17 protein-coding genes are annotated in these 17,244 nt (G+C 72.6%); 11 read left to right on the top strand and 6 right to left on the bottom strand.

Features of this window, described 5'->3' with window-relative positions:
- Window positions 1-228: 228 nt before the first annotated feature.
- The 5 genes from ACZ4TG_RS09270 (at window position 229) to ACZ4TG_RS09250 (ending at window position 6,934) form a co-directional block, all read left to right on the top strand.
- Window positions 229-840 carry a GOLPH3/VPS74 family protein gene (locus tag ACZ4TG_RS09270; RefSeq protein ID WP_468160994.1) on the top strand — a complete coding sequence of 204 codons (612 nt, stop codon included), beginning with the start codon at window positions 229-231 and terminating at the stop codon, window positions 838-840.
- Window positions 841-1,233: 393 nt separating this feature from the next.
- Window positions 1,234-1,935 (top strand): two-component system response regulator CseB, encoded by a 702-nt coding sequence (gene cseB / locus ACZ4TG_RS09265; protein WP_468160993.1) that lies wholly within the window; start codon window positions 1,234-1,236, stop codon window positions 1,933-1,935.
- A gap of 5 nt (window positions 1,936-1,940) precedes the next feature.
- Window positions 1,941-3,260 (top strand): sensor histidine kinase, encoded by a 1,320-nt coding sequence (locus tag ACZ4TG_RS09260; protein WP_468160992.1) that lies wholly within the window; start codon window positions 1,941-1,943, stop codon window positions 3,258-3,260.
- A gap of 154 nt (window positions 3,261-3,414) precedes the next feature.
- Window positions 3,415-4,203, top strand: coding sequence for an ABC transporter ATP-binding protein (locus ACZ4TG_RS09255; protein WP_468160991.1), 789 nt, complete (start codon window positions 3,415-3,417; stop codon window positions 4,201-4,203).
- Between the two features lie 196 nt (window positions 4,204-4,399).
- The gene (locus tag ACZ4TG_RS09250) at window positions 4,400-6,934 is read left to right on the top strand and encodes an ABC transporter permease (RefSeq protein ID WP_468160990.1); all 2,535 of its coding nucleotides are present in this window, start codon (window positions 4,400-4,402) and stop codon (window positions 6,932-6,934) included.
- 15 nt (window positions 6,935-6,949) lie between these two features.
- Here the strand turns inward: ACZ4TG_RS09250 and ACZ4TG_RS09245 are convergent, their stop codons facing one another.
- Both ACZ4TG_RS09245 and ACZ4TG_RS09240 read right to left on the bottom strand, forming a co-directional pair.
- Window positions 6,950-7,747 carry a hypothetical protein gene (locus ACZ4TG_RS09245; RefSeq protein ID WP_468160989.1) on the bottom strand — a complete coding sequence of 266 codons (798 nt, stop codon included), beginning with the start codon at window positions 7,745-7,747 and terminating at the stop codon, window positions 6,950-6,952.
- A 112-nt stretch (window positions 7,748-7,859) separates the two neighbouring features.
- Window positions 7,860-8,303: a MarR family winged helix-turn-helix transcriptional regulator gene (locus ACZ4TG_RS09240; RefSeq protein ID WP_468160988.1), complete on the bottom strand. Its 444-nt coding sequence runs from the start codon at window positions 8,301-8,303 to the stop codon at window positions 7,860-7,862.
- 127 nt (window positions 8,304-8,430) lie between these two features.
- On the opposite strand from ACZ4TG_RS09240, the gene ACZ4TG_RS09235 reads away from it, so the two are divergent.
- Complete coding sequence (locus ACZ4TG_RS09235) at window positions 8,431-10,035, top strand: MFS transporter (RefSeq protein WP_468160987.1); 1,605 nt, start codon at window positions 8,431-8,433, stop codon at window positions 10,033-10,035.
- A gap of 40 nt (window positions 10,036-10,075) precedes the next feature.
- On the opposite strand, the gene ACZ4TG_RS09230 is transcribed toward ACZ4TG_RS09235, so the two are convergent.
- Window positions 10,076-10,666 (bottom strand): TetR/AcrR family transcriptional regulator, encoded by a 591-nt coding sequence (locus ACZ4TG_RS09230; RefSeq protein ID WP_468160986.1) that lies wholly within the window; start codon window positions 10,664-10,666, stop codon window positions 10,076-10,078.
- A gap of 136 nt (window positions 10,667-10,802) precedes the next feature.
- Between ACZ4TG_RS09230 and ACZ4TG_RS09225 the strand changes: the two genes are divergently transcribed.
- From ACZ4TG_RS09225 to ACZ4TG_RS09210, 4 genes are all read left to right on the top strand, one after another.
- On the top strand, window positions 10,803-11,534 hold the full coding sequence (locus tag ACZ4TG_RS09225; protein WP_468160985.1) for an SDR family oxidoreductase: 732 nt from the start codon (window positions 10,803-10,805) through the stop codon (window positions 11,532-11,534).
- 61 nt (window positions 11,535-11,595) lie between these two features.
- Window positions 11,596-12,405, top strand: coding sequence for an alpha/beta fold hydrolase (locus ACZ4TG_RS09220; RefSeq protein ID WP_468160984.1), 810 nt, complete (start codon window positions 11,596-11,598; stop codon window positions 12,403-12,405).
- On the top strand, window positions 12,405-13,670 hold the full coding sequence (locus ACZ4TG_RS09215; RefSeq protein WP_468161450.1) for a SpoIIE family protein phosphatase: 1,266 nt from the start codon (window positions 12,405-12,407) through the stop codon (window positions 13,668-13,670). The genes ACZ4TG_RS09220 and ACZ4TG_RS09215 overlap by 1 nt, the downstream gene beginning before the upstream one ends.
- Window positions 13,667-14,026 carry an STAS domain-containing protein gene (locus ACZ4TG_RS09210; protein ID WP_468160983.1) on the top strand — a complete coding sequence of 120 codons (360 nt, stop codon included), beginning with the start codon at window positions 13,667-13,669 and terminating at the stop codon, window positions 14,024-14,026. The genes ACZ4TG_RS09215 and ACZ4TG_RS09210 overlap by 4 nt, the downstream gene beginning before the upstream one ends.
- 43 nt (window positions 14,027-14,069) lie before the next feature.
- Here ACZ4TG_RS09210 and ACZ4TG_RS09205 read toward each other — a convergent pair whose 3' ends face one another.
- On the bottom strand, window positions 14,070-15,509 hold the full coding sequence (locus ACZ4TG_RS09205) for an amidase (protein ID WP_468160982.1): 1,440 nt from the start codon (window positions 15,507-15,509) through the stop codon (window positions 14,070-14,072).
- A 176-nt stretch (window positions 15,510-15,685) separates the two neighbouring features.
- Between ACZ4TG_RS09205 and ACZ4TG_RS09200 the strand changes: the two genes are divergently transcribed.
- Window positions 15,686-16,276 carry a hypothetical protein gene (locus ACZ4TG_RS09200; protein WP_468160981.1) on the top strand — a complete coding sequence of 197 codons (591 nt, stop codon included), beginning with the start codon at window positions 15,686-15,688 and terminating at the stop codon, window positions 16,274-16,276.
- A gap of 144 nt (window positions 16,277-16,420) precedes the next feature.
- Here the strand turns inward: ACZ4TG_RS09200 and ACZ4TG_RS09195 are convergent, their stop codons facing one another.
- Together ACZ4TG_RS09195 and ACZ4TG_RS09190 are read right to left on the bottom strand one after the other, a co-directional pair.
- Window positions 16,421-16,771 carry a PRC-barrel domain-containing protein gene (locus ACZ4TG_RS09195; RefSeq protein ID WP_468160980.1) on the bottom strand — a complete coding sequence of 117 codons (351 nt, stop codon included), beginning with the start codon at window positions 16,769-16,771 and terminating at the stop codon, window positions 16,421-16,423.
- A 43-nt stretch (window positions 16,772-16,814) separates the two neighbouring features.
- Entirely contained in the window at window positions 16,815-17,090 is a 276-nt protein-coding gene (locus tag ACZ4TG_RS09190; protein ID WP_468160979.1) for an isoamylase early set domain-containing protein, read from the bottom strand.
- Window positions 17,091-17,244 lie beyond the last annotated feature (154 nt).

Raw genomic sequence — 17,244 nt, 5'->3', positions numbered from 1 at the left:
ACGCAAGGGCCCCGCCCGCCCTCACCGCTCACAGGGACCGCGCGGCGCCGCCGTCTATGCGGATGGATTCGCTGCGGAAGCCGACGCCACCGCCATCGCCACCGCCCGCCTCTGGACGATCTCGATATCCGCGCGCCGGCACTCGTGTCGCTGTGCCGTCGACCGCCAGGTGGCCAAGCGATCGATAATGGTCCGGCCAGCTGCCTGCACGGTCGAGAGGGGCCCTTTGTGACCACACCGCGGGACTTGTTGATCGTCACCCTGGACAGGGGGTCCGGTCGCCCCGTCGAACAGGGCGACCTCTCGCTCGCACTCGCAGGGGCCGAGGTGATCGACCTCCTCGCCGCCCAGGCCGTCAGGCTGGAGGGGCAGGACATCGTGCCGGGCCACCAGCCAACCCTGGCCGACCGCCTCCTGGACGAGGCGGCCGCGTCGCTCGTCCGGGAGGCGCCCTACGAGTCCGTCTCCGACTGGCTGTGGCGCAGAGGCCGCGATCTGTCCGCGACCTACCGGGCCGCGCTGGAGGCGGAAGGGCACATCGCCCGGCAACCGCGCCGCGGGATCTCCTTCCGGGCCGGTGACAAGGTGGTCGTCGACTCTCCCGCCCGCCGCCGGGCCGCGGACCGCTGGGCCTCGGACGAACCCGTCCTGGCCGGCCTCGCGGAGGCCGTGGGAATCCGCGGCGAGCGGACCGGAGACGCACCGGACGTGGCCGACGACGCCGTGGCGACCGTGCTGGCCGCCGTCAACGACGCGCTGGTGGAACTGGCGGCCGTACGGCAGCGCCGAGCGATCGAGGACGCGGCCTTCGACAACATCTGGCGGGGCGGCGGCGGATGACGACGGAGAGCGCCCCGTAGATCAGGTCGACAGGCGCAGGGGCTCGGTTCGTTGTATCGGGTACGTATCAGTGAGCGCTTGGTTGTCCATCGAAACGGTGCGCCGGGCCACGCCGAAGGGGGTCATGGGGAGCAGGAGGGCCTTGGGCCCGGCGGCTTCCCTGGCCGCGCCATGCCGACCTGACCTGGGCATTCGCGCACGGACGGCAGTGTGCGGGGTGTGAGCCGTGCCGCTGTGCGGTGCGGTCGCCAGGCCCGGTGCGTGCCATATCGTTCCCTTCAGGCCGCCGACCGCGCAGGAGTGGACGGGGGACCTGTGCCTCACGACCGTCCGAACAGGAGCCAGCTGCCCGTGTCCTCGTCCGCCCCGCCTCCTCCGGCCTCTCCGCGACCCGTGCGCGTACTGCTGGTGGAGGACGACGAGCTGATGCGCCGCTCCTTCACCGTCGCCCTCGAACGCTACGGCTACCGGATGACGGCGGCGGCCGACGGGCTCGCGGGGCTGGAGCTCTTCCGCGACGAAAGCTTCGACCTGCTGATTCTGGACGTCATGCTGCCCGGGCTGGACGGGATCGGCCTGTGCCGCAGGGTCCGGGAGAGCAGCCTGGTGCCGGTTCTGATGATGTCGGCCCGGGGCGACGGCCTCGACGTCGTCGCCGGTCTGGAGGCCGGGGCGGACGACTACGTGGTCAAACCCGTGGACACCTACGTGCTCGTGGCACGCATCCGTTCGCTGCTGCGGCGGGCGACCTACGCGCCCACCCCCGGACCCGCGCCGGCCGTCGGAGACGGGCCGTCACCGTCAGAGCAGGGGCTGCTGGTCTTCGGGGACCTGACCATCGACACCGGTGGCCTGGAGGTGTGCGTCTCCGGAAGCCCGGTGGCGCTGACCCCGACCGAACTGAAGCTCCTGCTGGAGTTCGCCGCCCACCCGGGCATCGTGCTGGAACGGCACACCCTGCTGCGGAACGTATGGGACTACGGCTGGGACGGCGACAGCCGGGTCGTCGACCTGTGCGTGCAGCGGCTGCGCGGCAAGCTGGGCCGGGACCGGATCGAGACGGTCCGCGGCTTCGGCTACAAGCTCAGGCGCTGAGACCGGTGCGCCCGTTGCGCCGGCCGCGGCCGGCCCGAGTACCCCTGCGCTGGAAGATCGCCGCTCTGGCCGCCTCCACGGCGTGCCTGGTCGCGGCAGCGGTGGGCGTACTGGTCCACGTATGGACCGCGCAGGACATCCGGAGCCGGGCCCAGGCCGAGGCATGGAACAGGCTGTACTCGGCCATGGAAACCTACCGGCGCACCGGAACCCTCACGGACGGCGCCGAGCTCGATCCGGCCGAGCTGCCCGCCGCGCTGCGGCACCCGGGCAACGGCGACCGGCACACCGCCTACGACGGGCAGGTCGAGGGAAACGTCGGCCCGAGCGTCTGGGCGGCCCAGCGGGTCGACGGCCCGGGCAGCCCGGTGCTGGCCTTCCGGTTCAACATGAGCTCGGACCTCCACGGGCTACGCCAGCTCGACGTGACCATGGCGGTGGCCTCCCTGATCGCACTCGCCGCGGCCACACCCCTGGCGGTCTACGGAGCCGGGCTGCTCGGCCGCAGGCTGGGGCGGGTCTCCGAGACCGCGGGCCGGATCTCCGCCGGGGACCTGGATGCCCGAACCGGGCCCACCAAGGGCCGCGACGAGGTGTCCGAGATCGCAGCCACCGTCGACCAGATGGCGGACAGCCTCGGCCGACGGCTGCGCACCGAGCGCCAGTTCACCGCGGACGTGGCGCACGAGCTGCGCACACCGGTCGGCGGTCTGCTGGTCACCGCGGACCTGCTGCCGCCCGGTGAGACGGAGGATCTGCTCCGCGCCCGGGTACGCGACCTGCGCGGACTGGTCGAGGACCTGCTGGAGATCTCCCGGCTGGACGCCGGCGCCGAACAGCCGGTCCGCGCCCGCGTCCCGCTCGGGGCGGTCGTCTCGGAGGCCGTGGCGCGCACCGGCCTCGACACCCAGGTCACCGTCACCGGCGGGACGTACGCAGAGGCTGCCGCGCAGACCGCTGGGGCCGCGCAGACGGCTGAGACCGCGCAGACGGCTGAGACCGCTGAGACCGTGGAGACCGACCCGCGCCGCCTCGAACGGATCGTCAGCAACCTCGTCCTCAATGCCCACCGGCACGGAAGCACCCCGGTACAGGTCACCGTAGAGGGTCGGACGGTCGTCGTGCGCGACCACGGTCCCGGCTTCCCCGCGGACCTGCTGCTCGACGGCCCCCGCCGCTTCCACACGGGCGCGACCGAGCGCGGCTCCGGCCACGGCCTGGGCCTGACCATCGCGCTGGGCCAGGCCCGGCTCCTCGGCGCCGAGCTGCGCCTGGACAACGCCCCGGCCGGCGGCGCCGTCGCCACTCTGCGCCTGCCGAACTGACCGACCGATCGCCGCCTGCCCGTCCGCCGCTACCGAACCGATACGAATCCCAGCGGGTACCGATACACGGCGGCCGAGGTCCCGATACGTCCCCCGGACACCTTTTGGTGTGCACCCTTCCGCATCCGAAGACCGCACCCGAAGAGGAGTCCCCGTGACCGCCGCACCCTTTGACGCCCTCACGCCGCACCCGAGGACCGGGGCCGCGAGCGCCGCCGCCGTCACCGACCTGTCGAAGGTCTACGGCAGCGGCGACACCCGTGTCGTCGCCCTGGACGGTGTCAGCATCTCCTTCCGGGAGGGCGAGTTCACCGCGATCATGGGCCCCTCCGGCTGCGGCAAGTCCACGCTGATGCACTGCGCCGCCGGGCTCGACTCGTTCAGCTCCGGTTCCGTGCGCATCGGCACCACCGAACTCGGCACGCTGGGCGACCGGCAGCTGACCCAGCTGCGCCGCGACCGGATCGGCTTCATCTTCCAGGCGTTCAACCTGCTGCCGACACTGACCGCGCTGGAGAACATCACGCTGCCGCTGACCATCGCCGGTCGCCGGCCCGACCGGCAGTGGCTGGACCGCGTGGTCTCCATGGTCGGCCTCGCCCAGCGGCTGGACCACCGGCCCGGCCAGCTGTCCGGCGGGCAGCAGCAGCGCGTCGCGGTGGCCCGGGCCCTGGTCTCCCGGCCCGCGATCATCTTCGGCGACGAGCCCACCGGCAACCTCGACTCCCGCGCGGGGGCCGAGGTCCTCGGCTTCCTGCGCGACTCGGTGCGCGAGCTGGGCCAGACCGTGGTCATGGTCACCCACGACCCCGTCGCCGCCGGCTACGCCGACCGCGTGGTCTTCCTCGCCGACGGCCGCCTGGTCGACGAGATGGCACATCCCACCCCGGACCGGGTCCTGGACCGGATGAAGGCCTTCGACACCCGCCGACGCACCAGCTGACCCACCACCGCACGCCGACGCCGACGCCGACGCCGACGCCGACGCCGACGCCGACGCCGACGCCGACGCCGACGCCGACGCCGACGCCGACGCCGACGCCGACGCCGGCACCGACGCCGGCACAGGCACCGCCACCGGCACCGAACCAGCCCTCCGCTCGCATCCGCCGAGCCCGCATCCGAGGATCCGCACCCTCATGTTCCGTACCGCCCTGCGCAACGTGTTCGCGCACAAGGCCCGCCTCCTGATGACCGCGCTCGCGGTCATGCTCGGCGTCACGTTCGTCTCCGGCAGCCTCGTCTTCGGCGACAGCCTGAGCCGTGCCTCCGCCGCCCGGGCGACCGACGGCTTCGAGCGCATCGCCGTCAGCGTCGCGCCGGACGGCGCACCCGCCGACGGCAGCGGGCCGGCCGGCATCGACGCCCGCACCGTGACCACGCTCACCAAGATCCCCGGCGTCGCCGGCGCCGCGGGCCGGGTCGACGGCTTCGCGGCCGTAGCCGGCCGTGACGGCCGGCTGATCGGTCACGGCCCGTCGCACCAGGGCGGCAACTTCGCCCCGGGAGCGGACGGCACGGACCCCGCCTACCGCTTCACCCGGGGTTCCGGCCCGACCGGCAACGACACGATCGCCCTCGACGAGACCACCGCCGCCAAGGGCGGCTACCGCGTCGGCGACTCCGTGCGCGTCGGTACGGACCAGGGCGCCGCCGCCTACACCCTCAGCGGGATCTTCCGCACCGACGGGATGCGGCTCCCCTCCGGGGGCAGCCTGACCCTGTTCACCAACGCCACCGCCCAGCGACTCTTCCTCCGGCCCGACCGCTACCGCAACGTCGAACTCACGGCCGCCCCCGGCACCCATCCGCAGGAGCTCCTCGACCGCGTCGAACAGGCGCTGCCCCAGGGCGCCGGCGCGGTCACCGGCGCCCGGCTCGCCCAGATCAAGACGAACCTCGCCACCAGCGACAGCGACACCATGAGCCAGATCCTGCTGGGTTTCGCCGCGGTGGCCCTGTTCGTCGCCACTTTCCTCATCTCCAACACCTTCACGATGCTCGTCGCCCGGCGCACCCGGGAACTCGCCCTGATGCGGGCCGTCGGCGCCTCGCGCAAGCAGGTCCGCCGCATCCTGCTGACCGAGTCCCTCCTCGTCGGCGCGATCGCGTCCGCGGCCGGTCTCGCCGTCGGCACCGGGGTCGCCGCCCTGCTCCGGACGCTCTTCGCCCCCGCCGACACCCCGGCCGGCCCGCTGGTCCTCACCCCGGGCACCGTGATCACGTCCATGCTGGTCGGCACCGTCCTGCCCATGGTCGCCGCATGGCTTCCGATCCGCCGGGCCATGGCCATCCCGCCCGTCGCCGCGCTCAGCGCCGTCGAGCCCACGGCGTCCGCGCGCGCCGGCTCGCTGCGCAACGGCCTCGGCGCCGCGCTGGTGCTCACCGGCACCACCGCCGTGGTGTACGGGGCCCTCACCACGGGGAAGGACGCCCGGACCGTCATCGCCCTCGGCGCGGCCCTGGCCCTGACCGGGGCGATCGTCCTCATCCCGCTGCTGTCCCGGCCGTTCGTGGCCCTGTTCCAGCCGCTGCTGACCCGCCTCCACCCGGTGCACGGCAACCTCGCCGCCCGCAACACCGTGCGCGATCCGCGCCGCACCGGCGCCACCGCCGCGGCCCTCGCCATCGCCCTCACCCTCGCCTCGGGCCTGTCCGTCCTCGGGGCCTCCGCAGCCCGGTACCTCGACCGCGCGACCACCCACGACTTCACCGCCGACTACCTGGTGAAGCCCGCCGAGGGCGGCATGCAACTGACCCCGGCCACCGCGGCGACCCTCAAGAAGCTGCCGGGCGCGGTGTCCAGCCCGCTCAACCAGTCCACCGAGTACCGGCTGGCCGGCGCCTCATCCGTGCTGACCGGCGTCGACCCCGCCACCATCGGCCGACTGCTGCGGTACGACGTGGTCGAGGGCTCCCTCGACCGCCTCGCCCAGGGCCAGATCGCCGTGGCCGACTTCAAGGCCAGGCAGTCCGGCTGGCACGTCGGCCAGACCCTCCCCCTGCAGCGTCAGGACAAGCAGGGCAGTGTCACCATCGGAGCGATCTACCAGGCGGACGAGCAGAGCAACCTGCTGCCGAGCATCACCGCGCCCGACTCCCTCGTCGCCCGGTACGACTCCACCCCGCACACCGACTCGATCCTCGTCGCCACGGACGGCGGACCCAGCCGGGCCGCGCTCGGCAGCCTCACCCAGGCCCTGGGCGACAACCCCGCCCTGGCCGTGCTCGACCAGGCCGACATCCGGGCCCAGGACAGCGGTTCCATCGGCGAGCAGCTCAACGTCTTCTACGCCCTGCTGAGCATGGCCCTGGCGATCGCCGCGCTGGGCATCGCCAACACCCTCGCGATGTCCGTCCTCGAACGCCGCAAGGAGATCGGCACGCTGCGCGCCCTCGGCCTCGACCGCACCGGAGTGAGCCGGATGATCCGCCTGGAAGCCCTGCTCGTCGGCGCACTCGGTGCCACCGTCGGCACGGTCCTGGGCGTGTTCCTGGGCTGGGCGCTCGGGCGCACCCTCCAGGAGAGCGTCGCGGGCTACACGTTGGTCATTCCCTGGGGACGCCTCGCACTCGGCGTGCTCATCGCCCTGGCAGGCGCGCTGCTCGCCTCGCTCTGGCCGGCCCGCAGGGCCGCCCGCGTCGACATTCCCGCCGCGACGGCGGCGCAGTAGCGACGGGTCCCGTGCTCACAACGCGAGCACGGGCCGGACGGAGAAGTCCTCGTAGAGGTCCTCTCCGTCCGGCCCGTACACGAACTCGGCCATCGAGGGATTGCGGTTGGCCGTGGCCAGGGGCAGCCACGCCAGCATCGGGCCGTACCCGCCGCACACCGACTCGCCACCGTCTCCGCCGTGGACCGCGGTGATATCGCTGGTGAGCTCCGTGCGGTAGGTGTCGTAGGCGATGCGCAGACCGAAGCCGTTCAGCTGGTTCTGCGGGCCGGTGCGGTCCCCGTACGGGACGCGGTCGAGCGGGCAGTCGTTGCCCCACCGGAAGAGGGTGTCCGCTCCGGCTCCACAGGCGTGCTCCCACTCGTCGGAGCTCGGCATCCGCAGGCCGCGAGCCGCGAGAGCAGCCGGCATGTCAGCAGGTGCTTCGGTCAGGGCCTCGTCCTCGACGGCCATCAGCACGGTCGCCAGGACGACGTTCCGGCGAGGGCTGAGCACCTCTGCGAGGTGGGCCCGCAGGTCCGGGCCGCAGCCGAAGCCCTGCTCCAGGCTCTCGGTGTGATCGGCGCTCTGCTCGGGCGTCGGCTGCCAGGCGTCGAGGTCGAACCCCAGAGTCACCGGGCCCGCGGGTATGAGGGCGAACTCCTGCCCGTCGCGCTCGATCCGGACGCGGTGCAGCGGGGCGCCGAGGTGCTCGATGGTCTGGACGTCGGTGACACGGCCGTTCACCAGGGCGGCGGCTTCCCGGGCCACGCGACGCGCGGTCGCCGGCTCGAAGGACCGCCACTGGACGAGAGTGAGATCAGCAAGGGACATGGCCGAAGTGTTCCACGCGGGTCTGACATCGCCCGGCCCGTCACGACTGCCGTGAGAAGGAGGAGTTCGCGCGCCTGCCGGCGCCGGTCAGAGTCCCGCTCGCGCAGCATGGTCACTTCTCCAACGGCCCATGGCAGGCGGTCGAGACGGCCGACATCCAGGCGATGACCGCCTCCCGCTGTTCCGGGGCCAACCCCTCCACGAGCGAGGCCTCCCGTCGCAGGACGGCCGGCAGCGCCTCCTCGTAGCGCGTGCTTCCGAGGTCGGTCAGGTGCAGCTGGTGCGTCCTGCGGTCGGTGGGGTGGGGGGAGCGGGTGATCAGGCCGTCGCGTTCCAGCGCCGCGAGCATCTCGTTCGCGGCCTGGCGGCTGCTCCCGACCGAGCGGGCCAGCTGGGCCACCGACATGCCCGGTGACGTCCCGACCATCATCAGGGTCGCGAACTGCGGCACGGTGAGCCCGAACTCCTCCAACTCGCCCCCGATCGCCGCCCGCATGCTGAGCCAGGTGTGGCGGACCAGGAAGCTGAGTACCAGATCTTCGCTCTGCTCACCCATGAGGCGATCTCCAAACATGTGATTGACAGGAACTTGACGAGTTTGCCACGATGGGCGGACCGTCAGGTACCTGACGATCCTACTCTGCGGCCGCGCCGAAACCCTCCTGATCCGAAGGCAGTCACGCATGTCATCCGCCACGCCACCGTCACCGACAACACAGCCACCGGCGCCGTCCACGCCACCACCGGCCCGCCGACGGCTCATCCTCGGCGTCCTCGTCTTCGCCCAGCTCCTCATCTGGCTCGACGGCACCATCCTGTCCACCGCCTTCGAAACGCTGTCCGACCCCGTCCGGGGCTTAGGGGCCACACCCGGCCAGCTCCAGTGGGCCACGGGCGCCTACACCCTGGCCTTCGCCGGCCTGATGTTCACCGGGGGCTCGCTCGGCGACCGGTTCGGCCACCGCAACACCCTCCTGGCGGGCATGGCCCTGTTCGGTGCCGCCTCGGCCCTCGCCGCCTACGCCGCGACACCCGGCCAACTCATCGCCGGACGCGCCGTGATGGGCGCCGGCGCCGCCCTGCTCGTCCCGGCCACCATGGCGGTGGTCAGCTGGACGTTCGAGCCCGCAGAGCGGCCGGCGGCCTTCGGCACGCTGTCGTCCTTCGCGGGCGTCGGCCTCGCCGCGGGGCCGATCCTGGCCGGGGCGCTGCTCGCGACGTTCTGGTGGGGCTCGGTGTTCCTCGTCAACGTACCCGTCGTCGTCCTCGGCATCGGCTTCGTCGCGCGGTACGTCCCCAACTCCCGCAGCCCCCGGGTCCGCCGCCTCGATCCGGCCGGGCTGCTCCTGTCGACGGCCGGCCTGGGCATCCTCGCGTACGGCCTGATCCGGGCCGGCCAGGACGCGTCCTTCGCGCAGCCGGGCGTCTGGGGCAGCACCGCCGCGGGCATCGCGCTGATCGCGGCGTTCGTCGTCACGGAGCTGCGGATCGCCCACCCCAGCTTCGATCCCCGACTGCTGGCACAACGGCGCTTCGCCGCCGGGAACATCACCCTGATGATGGTCTTCCTGACGATGACGGCCGGATCCTTCTACCTCGCCTTCTACCTGCAAGGCGCCCGCCGGTACTCGGCGTTCGACGCCTCGCTGCTGGCGCTCCCGGGGGCCCTCGGAGTGGTCGTCGGCTCGCCGGTGGCAGTCCGGATGGCCCGCCGGACGTCCGTCCGGCTCGTCTCCTCGATCTCGCTGACCGTCGCGGCCGTGGCGATGGGGTCCCTGGCCCTGTTCGGCACGAGCACGCCCATCGCCTGGTACTCGGTGGTCATGCTGGTCCAGGGCACCTCGATCGGCATGGTGATCGCCCCCGTCACGGGCGCGGTCCTGGGCTCCCTGCCGCTGGAGCGGTCCGGCGCGGGCAGCGCGGTCAACAGCACCCTGCGCCAGACCGGCAGCGTGCTGGGCATCGCGGCAGGCGGCACGATCACCTCCATCGTCTACCGGCGCTCGATCGACGGCTCGCTGACCGGCCTCCCGGATCCGGTACGGCAACAGGCCCGGGTCTCCGCCGAGCTCGCCAGGCACGTGGCGGCCGCCACCCACGACACCCGGCTCGCCACAGCGGCCGATACCGCGTTCATCCACGCCATGCATGTGGGGGCGCTCTGGACGGCGGGATTCGCGCTGATCGGCGCGGCGGTCCTCGCCATCGGCTTCCGCCCCGACCGCCGTACGGGGCCGGTGGAGGAGGAGGCCCGGCCGAAGCTCGCGACGAGCTCCGCACGTTCCTGAACGCCGGCCCGGTTGCGGGCGACGGCCGCCGTGGGCGCCGTCAGCTCGCGGGGGGCCGGGGCGGCGGTGGGCGCAGTCCGTCCAGGGTGAGGTCGAGCAGGCGCTCGGCCCGCTCCCGCTGCTCGGGCTCGGCCGAGGTGAGCGCGATGCCGGCGAGGGCGGCGAACATGTCGGTCGGGCTGATGTCGGACCTGATCACGCCCGCGGCGGTACCGGCCTCCATGAGGGAGGCGAGGGCGTCCTGGATCATCTTGTGGCTGTCGGCGTAGGGGTTGGTCCCTGCGGCGAGGACGGCTCGCATCGCGTCGGCCATGCCGAGTTTGGCCGTGGCGTAGTCGATGAAGCGACGCGTCCAGGCGCGCAGGGCCTCGTGGGGAGGCATGGCCGCCAGGAGGGCGGGGGCGCAGTCGCACAACTGGGCCACTTCGTTGCGGTAGGCCGCCTCGATCAGGGCCTCCCGGGTCGGGAAGTTGCGGTACAGGGTGCCGGTTCCCACGCCGGCTTCCGCGGCGATGCGTTCGAAGTGCGCGTCCAGCCCCTCCTCGGTGAACACGCGCACCGCGGCGGCCAGGATCCTGTCCCGGTTGCGCTGTGCGTCAGCCCTCAGCGGGCGTCCTGGGTCTGCGGCCATCAGTGGCTCTCCCTGCTCCTTCATTTGCTAAGTGGAGGCGTCGCCGCTTAGTCTTGGATTAAGTGGCGGCACCTCCACTTTCACTGTAGGGCACGCCCGTGGCCTGCCCTCGTCCCCTTCCGAAGGGATGCCCGTCATGTCGGGAATCGAAGGCAAAGTCGTGGCGATCACCGGCGCGAGCGGCGGCATCGGCGAGGCGACCGCCCTCCTGCTCGCGGAGCGCGGGGCGAAGGTCGTCCTCGGGGCGCGTCGTCCGGAGCGGCTGGAGGCGCTGGCCGCCCGCATCGAAGAGGCCGGCGGCGAAGCCGCCTGGACCCGTACGGACGTGACGCGACGGGAGGACCTGACCGGTCTCGTCCAGCTGGCGCGCGACCGGTACGGCAAGCTCGACGTCCTCGTCGGCAATGCCGGGATCGGCCTGATCTCCCGCCTGGACGACCTGCGCGTCGAGGACTGGGAGGAGATGATCGACGTCAACCTCAAAGGCGTCCTCTACGGCATCGCCGCAGCCCTTCCCGTCTTCCGGGAGCAGGGCTTCGGACACTTCGTCAACACCGTGTCCACCGCCGGACTGCGCATCGTGCCGCTCCAGTCGGTCTACGCCGGCACGAAGAACGCCGTCCGCACCATTTCCGAGGGCCTGCGCCAAGAGGCCGGCGACAGCCTGCGCGTGACCGTCGTCTCGCCCGGAGCCGTCCGTACGGACTTCGCGGAACGCATGGAGCCGGATGCGAAGGCCCAGATCGACAAGATGATGGAGAAGGCCCTTGCGCCGGACGCGGTGGCCCGCGCCATCGCGTTCGCCATCGAGCAGCCGGACGGTGTCGATGTGGGCGACATCGTCGTACGTCCCACGGCGCAGAGCTAGGGGGAGCCGTCGAAGTGTCGCCGGTAAGGCCCGTGAGGGTCTGTCTGCGAGGATGTGCCGCATGGATGTGCGGAGCAGGAACCACGTGACGGTGACCGGGCGGCCCGGCGGCCCGGTCGTGATGCTGGCGCACGGGTTCGGGTGCGACCAGAACATGTGGCGCCTGGTCGTGCCGGTTCTGGAGCGGGACTTCACTGTGGTGCTCTTCGACCACGTGGGGGCGGGACGTTCCGATCTCTCTTCGTGGAGCGAGGCGCGCTACTCCACGATGGACGGCTACGTCGAGGACGTGCTGGAGATCTGCCGCGAGCTCGCTCTCGGCCCGGTGACGTTCGTCGGGCACTCCGTCAGCGCGATGATGGGCGTACTCGCCGCGGCGCGAGAGCCCGAGGCGTTCGCGGGCCTGGTCCTCCTCGCCCCCTCCCCGAGTTTCATCGACGATCCCGCCACCGGCTACCGGGGCGGGTTCAGCGCCGAGGACATCGACGAGCTGCTCGAGTCGCTGGACGCGAACTACCTGGGATGGTCGGGGGCCATGGCCCCGGTGATCATGGGCAATCCGGAGCGTCCGGAACTGGGCGAGGAGCTGACCAACAGCTTCTGCCGCACCGATCCGGACATCGCCCGGGTCTTCGCCCGGGTGACGTTCCTGTCCGACAACCGCCAGGACCTCGCGAAGGTGACCGTTCCCGTCCTGGTCGCGCAGTGCTCCAGCGACGCGATCGCACCGCCCGAGGTGGGCGCCTTCGTACAGTCGCAGATCCCCGGCAGCCGGCTGATCACCCTGAACGCGACCGGGCACTGCCCTCAGCTCGCCGCCCCGGAGGAGACGGCTGCCGCGATCGCCGCCTTCGCCGGAGCAGGCCGATGATGTGCGAGACCGACGACAACGGGGACAGCGACAGATCCACCCCGGCCGGGCAGCCCGGTGACGATCAGGCGACGTTCTCGGCACTGCTGGAGGACAGCGCGGAGGACCTGTACGAGCACGCGCCGTGCGGCTACCTCTCCACCCTCCTCGACGGCAGGATCGCGAAGGTCAACACGACCCTGCTGGACTGGCTCGGATACGAACGCGGCGACCTGGTCGGCCGCCGGAGCTTCTCCGACCTGCTCACCGTCGGCGGCCGCCTCTACCACGAGACCCACTTCGCACCGCTGCTGCGCATGCAGGGCGAGATCAGCGGCATCGCCCTCGAACTGAAGGCCGCCGACGGCAGCCGACTGCCCGTCCTCGTGACCTCCAGGGTCCGCACGGGCAGCGACGGCCAGCCGCTGCTGATCCGCACCACCGTCTTCGACGCCCGCGACCGCCGGGCCTACGAGAGCGAGCTGCTGCGCGCCCGCCGGGAATCGGAGCGGGAACGCGAACGCCTGCAACGCCTCAACGCCACGCTCCAGAAGACGCTCCTGCCGCCCGCCCTGGCCGACGTGCCCGGCCTGGACGTCGCCGCGCACTACCACGTCGCCTCCGTCGACGAGGTCGGCGGCGACTTCTACGACCTGTTCCCCCTGACCGCCGGCACCTGGGGGTTCTTCCTGGGCGACGTGTGCGGCAAAGGCGCGGCCGCCGCGGCCGTCACCTCCCTGGCCCGCTACACGCTGCGCGCCGCCGCCGTCTACGACCCGGATCCGGCCGGCGTCCTCGCCAACCTCAACACGGTGTTGAACCACGAGTACAACGGCCACGACCCGCGGTTCTGCACCGTCATCTTCGGCCTGCTCACCCCCGACGGCGACGCGGGCGGCTTCCGCGCCACCCTGGCCAGCGGCGGCCACCCGCCGGCCCTGGTGATGCGCGCAGACGGCCACGCCGACCACCTGCCCACCCCCGGCGGCCAGCTCATCGGCGTCCTGCCCGACGCCCACATCGCCACCACCACCGTCCGCCTCGGCCCCGGCGACACGCTGCTCCTGCACACCGACGGCCTCACCGAAGCCCACTCCGCGAGCACCGGTGACCGCTACGGCGACGAAGCCCTCCTGAAGTTCGCCCAGGCGCTGGCCCCCACCACCGCCCGCGACGCCGTGGCCGCGATCCGGGACCTGCTCGACACCCTCGGCACCGGCGTGGACGACGACACCGCCGTCCTGGCGCTCAACGTGCCCCGATCCGCCAGTGAAGAGCCGACGTGACCCATGCGCTGACCGTCCACACCCGCACCACGCCCGCCGGTCCGGTCGTCGAACTGACGGGGGCCCTGGACCATCACACCGCCCCGGAGGTACGCGCCCTGCTGCCCGGCCTCGTCCTGCGCCCGGGCCAGCAACTCGTCATCGACCTCGCCCGGCTCACCTTCTGCGACTCCACCGGCATCACCGTCCTGCTCGCCGCCCGCAACCACGCCCTGGCAGCCGACGCGGCCGTCGCTCTGGCCGCCGTACCCGAACGCGTCAGCCGGATCTTCCGCATCGTGGGTCTGGAACAGGTCTTCCCCACCCACCCCACCGCGCAGGCAGCCGAATCGGCCTGGACCCCGCCCGCCCGCTGAGCCGGCGCGCCGCCACCCGCGCGCCCGCCCGCGCCGCCGCCGGTCACGAAGCCGGCAGCTCCGGCCGTCGCTGCGCCCACGGGCGGACCGCCTCCAGCTGCGCCGCCACCCGCAGCACGCTGACCTCGTCGTCACGGCGGCCCACCAGCTGTACGGCGAGCGGCAGCCCGTCCCCGCCGAGGCCCGCCGGGACGGAGGCGGCCGGGTGCCCCGTGACGTTCCACAGCGCGGTGTAGGCGACCATCGGGCGCGAACGCACCAGCGCCCTCAGCAGCCCCGCGCCGTCCAGTGCGCCCACCGGTCGCGGGCGCGCGGCGACGACCGGGGTCAGCAGCAGGTCCATGGTGGTGAACATCCGGTCGGCGCGCGCCGCCAGCCGCTCACCCGCCCGGATCCCGCGCTCCACGGCGGTCTCGGGAACCAGCCGCGCGAGTGCGAGGGTGCGGCGGGTGCGCCGCTCCAGCAGGTCGGGGCGCTCGACGGCATCGGCCTCCGCCCGCACCCCGCCGCAGAACTGCGCGACGAACGGGACCGTGGCGTCCGGGTAGCGGGGGTCGACCTCCCGTACGTCGTGGCCCAGTTCGCGCAGCGCCCGTACGGTCTCCAGCAGGGCCCCGACGTGTTCCGGATGCGGGCGCACCCCGGGCACGGCGGGCTTGGCGGAGTAGCCGATGCGCAACCGGCCGGGCGGCGTCTCCAGGGCCCGTACCCAGCTGGTGTCAGCGGGGCGGGCGCTCCAGCGGTCGGTGGGCGTGGTGCCGGCCAGTACGTCGTAGAGCAGGGCGGCATCGCGCACGGTGCGGGTCAGCGGTCCCACGGTGCCGAGGGCGTACCAGAGGTGGGGGTGCGGGGCGGTGGAGACCCGGCCGCGCTGGGGCTTGAGGCCGAACAGCCCGCAGCAGGCGGCCGGGATGCGGATGGACCCGCCGCCGTCGCCGCCGAGCGCCGCCCCGACCAGTCCGGCCGCGACGGCGGCCGCGCTGCCGCCGCTGGAGCCGCCGGGAGTGCGGGTGGTGTCCCAGGGATTGTGGGTCCGGCCGTGGGCGGCGGACTCGGTGAACGGCCACTGGCCGAACTCGGGCATCGCGGTCTTGCCGATGACGACGGCTCCGGCGGCGCGCAGGCGGCGTACGGACTCGGAATCGGCGGCGACGGGGGTGCGGTTGGCTGCGCCGCCGAAGGTGGTGACCTGCCCGGCGACGTCCAGCTCGTCCTTGACGGCGACGGGCACGCCGTGGAGGGGGCCGTCCGGCGTCTCCGCGTCCCGGGCGTCGGCCTCGGCCAGCGCCTGCTCGGCGAGGACGACGCGGAAGGCCCCGAGGGCGGGGTCGATCCGGGCCGTGCGGCGCAGCGCGGCCTCGACGAGGGCACGGGAGGTGACCTTGCCGGTGCGCACGAGCTCGGCCTGCCGCTCGACTCCCTGGAACATCAACTCCGCATCGTCGCGGTCCTGTTCCCCGCCCCGCGTGCCGTCCCTGTCCATGGCCACCACCCCTTTTTGTCTTACCTGCCGGTAACTCCGGGCAAGGCTGGTGCCCCGCCGCCCGCGCGTCAAGCGCCGGGCGGCGGGATGGCCGTAGATCGCGGGTCGCCGGCGCAGGTGGCAGCGCCTCCTGATCGAATTTGTTCGGGGATCCACCGTGTTGAATGATGACGATCATGAACAATGATCGGGTCAGTCGGATCATCGGCGCGGGCTTCGGGCTCGTCTTCATTCTGGTGAACGCCGGATCCCTGCCGGTGGGCATGGCCGTACCCCTGCGGCTGCTCGCCATCGCGGTATTCTTCGGTGTGGTGCTGAGGAGCCGCGGCGGCACGCCCCAGCCGGTCGGTCCGGCCGGGCAGGGCACGAGTTTCGGACGGCGCTACCGGTACGTGGTCGCGGTCGAGGTGTTCGCCATTCTGGCCGGGCTGATCGTGATCAATCCCGTCCTGCACATCCCCAGCGCGACGGTGGGGTGGATCGCGCTCGTCGTCGGCCTGCACTTCTTCGGGCTGGCGGCAGTCTGGCGCCGGCCCTCGCTCCGCACGCTCGCCATCGCGATCACGCTCTGCGGCGCCGCCGGACTCGTGCTGGCCGCGTACGGCGCCTCCGCCGCCATCATCGCGACGGCGTCCGGGATCGCTCCCGGCGCGCTGCTGCTCGGCTCGGTATGGCGCTTCGGCAGCCAGGCAGTGCCCGCAGTGCCGGCAGCGCCCGAGGAGGCCACGGCACCCGACCAGGAGCCGATGCCGGGCATCGGGCGCTGACGGAGCTGCACCGCCGGTCAGCTGAGCCGGGCCGCCGTGTAGGGCCTCGATGGCGTCCCGCTGGTAGGCGGCCGGCCCGGGCGCAAAGCGGGTGCTGCGGCTCCCGGCGTGGTGGGAGCCGCAGCCACTGCCGCAACGGGAGGGTCAGCTGTGGTCGTGGCCGTAGTACTGGCCGAGCTGGTCACGGTAGGCGGCGTCGCCGCGGTGCTTGTCCTTGTCGTACTCGGGGGAGCCCTTGATCTGGTCCTTGGTCAGGTTGACGTGGATCTTCTCGGCCTTCAGGTCGATCCGGACGATCGCCCCGGCGGGGATCAGGACGTGCTTGCCGAAGATCCAGGGGCCGGTGTCGACGACGACGTACGAGGCGTCGACCTCCTCGGTGGCTTCGTCGACCTTGCCGATGTGGCCGTCACTGGCTTCGACCTTGAAGTCGATCAGGCGAGTGCCCGGCTTGTAGTGCGACTCGGGGTTGTAGCTCCACATGTCTGCGGTCACAGCACGCTCCACTTCTCGCGGCGGGTCAGGGTCAGGGTCAGGGTCAGGTGTGCAGGAGGCTGTTGTGGCCGTCGTGGCCGTCCGCTTCCTCCTCGTCGAGCCAGTGCCCGCCGTCGGCGAGGTAGCGGAAGCCGTGTCGCTCGTCGACCGGGAAGGTGACGGTGACCGCGCGGGACCCGTCCGGGCGCTCGGCCAGCGGATGGGCGCCGGGCTGCCAGTCGTTGAAGTCACCGACCACGCTGACCTCACCGGCCGGGTGGCCGGCGGGCAGGACGAACGTGATCTCGGTGCGCTTCTTGCGCCGGGTGCGTTCCAGCACGGGACATCAGCTCCTCACCTACGGGGGAATGGCCTCGCCATCCCTGCCCGCTCCAGCGGCATGCGCAGCGGGGGAGTACGCCACCCGCCACATACCTGCCACTCCAATGGCCGCAGGGCACGCACACCCGGGGGCGGGGCGGCTGCCGTCGGGG

It is taken from the genome of Streptomyces sp. NPDC028314 (assembly GCF_055565795.1).
The sequence above is the reverse complement of the archived record's forward strand: the minus strand, read 5'-3'. Positions and strand labels throughout refer to the sequence as shown.

What these genes read in the sequence shown, in the direction of transcription:
- ACZ4TG_RS09250 (WP_468160990.1), top strand. Translation starts at nt 4,400, where the DNA reads ATGTTCCGTACCGCCCTGCGCAACGTGTTCGCGCACAAGGCCCGCCTC.
- ACZ4TG_RS09245 (WP_468160989.1), bottom strand. Translation starts at nt 7,747, where the DNA reads ATGTCCCTTGCTGATCTCACTCTCGTCCAGTGGCGGTCCTTCGAGCCG.
- ACZ4TG_RS09240 (WP_468160988.1), bottom strand. Translation starts at nt 8,303, where the DNA reads ATGGGTGAGCAGAGCGAAGATCTGGTACTCAGCTTCCTGGTCCGCCAC.
- ACZ4TG_RS09235 (WP_468160987.1), top strand. Translation starts at nt 8,431, where the DNA reads ATGTCATCCGCCACGCCACCGTCACCGACAACACAGCCACCGGCGCCG.
- ACZ4TG_RS09230 (WP_468160986.1), bottom strand. Translation starts at nt 10,666, where the DNA reads ATGGCCGCAGACCCAGGACGCCCGCTGAGGGCTGACGCACAGCGCAAC.
- ACZ4TG_RS09225 (WP_468160985.1), top strand. Translation starts at nt 10,803, where the DNA reads ATGTCGGGAATCGAAGGCAAAGTCGTGGCGATCACCGGCGCGAGCGGC.
- ACZ4TG_RS09220 (WP_468160984.1), top strand. Translation starts at nt 11,596, where the DNA reads ATGGATGTGCGGAGCAGGAACCACGTGACGGTGACCGGGCGGCCCGGC.
- ACZ4TG_RS09215 (WP_468161450.1), top strand. Translation starts at nt 12,405, where the DNA reads ATGTGCGAGACCGACGACAACGGGGACAGCGACAGATCCACCCCGGCC.
- ACZ4TG_RS09205 (WP_468160982.1), bottom strand. Translation starts at nt 15,509, where the DNA reads ATGGACAGGGACGGCACGCGGGGCGGGGAACAGGACCGCGACGATGCG.
- ACZ4TG_RS09200 (WP_468160981.1), top strand. Translation starts at nt 15,686, where the DNA reads ATGAACAATGATCGGGTCAGTCGGATCATCGGCGCGGGCTTCGGGCTC.